At 68.4% G+C, this 1,360-nt stretch carries 2 protein-coding genes; both read right to left on the bottom strand.

All coding sequences use genetic code 11. From position 1 onward, the window contains the following. Positions 1 to 126: 126 nt before the first annotated feature. A complete protein-coding gene (locus tag AC2JF9_RS07935; protein ID WP_500726720.1) occupies positions 127 to 777 on the bottom strand; it encodes a hypothetical protein in 651 nt (216 codons plus the stop codon). A gap of 197 nt (positions 778 to 974) precedes the next feature. Next, positions 975 to 1,360, bottom strand: a 386-nt coding sequence (locus AC2JF9_RS07930; RefSeq protein ID WP_500726718.1) for a M20/M25/M40 family metallo-hydrolase, incomplete at its 5' end; no start/stop codon positions are given.

Raw genomic sequence — 1,360 nt, 5'->3', positions numbered from 1 at the left:
GACGGGGCGGACCGGGAGGCCGCGCTGGCGGCGTCGATCGCCTTCGTCATGGCCAATCCGCGCTGGCGGCTCGGCCTCCAGACCCACAAGCTGCTGGGGCTGCCCTGACGGTCGCGTCCCGGGCGATCAGCGCGCCGCGAGTTGCCGGCGGCAGCGCTTGGTGAGGCGGTCCTTCTTGTCCCAGCATTTGTCGTTGAGCGGCGGGAGCGCGCGCAGCCGCACCACCGCCGGATTGTAGCCCGTCAGATAGTCGTAGGCCGGGATGAGGCTGCTGCGCAGCTCCCGCATCCGGGCGGCGGCGACGCGGTGGAGTTCGCCCTTCGGCGCGGCGAGCGCGTCCTTGGCGATATCGGCCGCGGTCTGGCAGAAGCCGAGCTGGGCGTGGAGCGTCGAGAAATTGTTGTAGGTGATCGTCGAATAATCGTCGAACGCCTTCTGCCCGGCCCTGGCGCCCTGGACGCGCTTGAAATAGCCGTTGAGCGCCGTGTAGGCGGCCGCCAGCTCCTTGGCATGATGGTCGAGGATGCCGTTATAATTGTCGACGGCCCGCAGCAGCGGCGAGAACTGGCACTGGAGCGCGGCGACGTTGAGGCCCGAGCGCAGGTTCCAGACGAGGTGCGCGCGCTGCTCCGCCTCCGTCGCGCCGGGGATCGGCAGACCCACCAGCGGGTCGCCGCCGTCGATCGGGCCGCTGGCGAATTGCGGCTTGTTGAGGAAGAGCTGGGCCGATGCCGGCTGCGCCGTCGCCGCCAGAGCGAGCGCCGCCGCGGCCGCCATGCCCCGCCATATGCCTGTCCGCCAAACCGCCATTTCGATGCATCCCCGGTAAGCCACACGTTCGCCCCGATCCTAGAGCCTGATCGGTTGCGGTGGAAGCGCTTCGCGCTCCCGCCGAAAGCATGAATCAGGCTCTATTCAAGTAGTTGAGACCTTGATTCACGATCCAAGCTGATTCAGCTTGGATCGATCAAGGTCTAGCGCAACGCTAAGCGGATGATGCGGGCGTAGATGCGGGCGAGGGCGCGAATGTCCTCCACGGCGGCCGCCTCGTCCAGTTTGTGCATGGTGGCGTTGGGAAGGCCGAAGTCGACCACCGGGCACAGCTTGATGAGGAAGCGCCCGTCCGACGTGCCGCCGCTAGTCGACAGTTCCGGCGTGACTCCGGTCTCCGCCTCGATCGCGCCGACCACCAGGTCGTGGAGCGGCCCGGGGGGCGTCAGGAAGGCCTCGCCCGATATCTTCGCCTCCACGCGCGCGCCGGGCGCCTCCGCCTCGACCGTGCGGCGGACGAGCGCGACCAGTTCCTCGCCGCGATGAAGGTTGTTGAAGCGGATGTTGAGCCGGAGGCGCGCCTCGCCGG

The organism is Lactobacillus sp. C449L (assembly GCF_059900815.1).
This window is presented reverse-complemented; position numbering and strand designations above follow the sequence as displayed.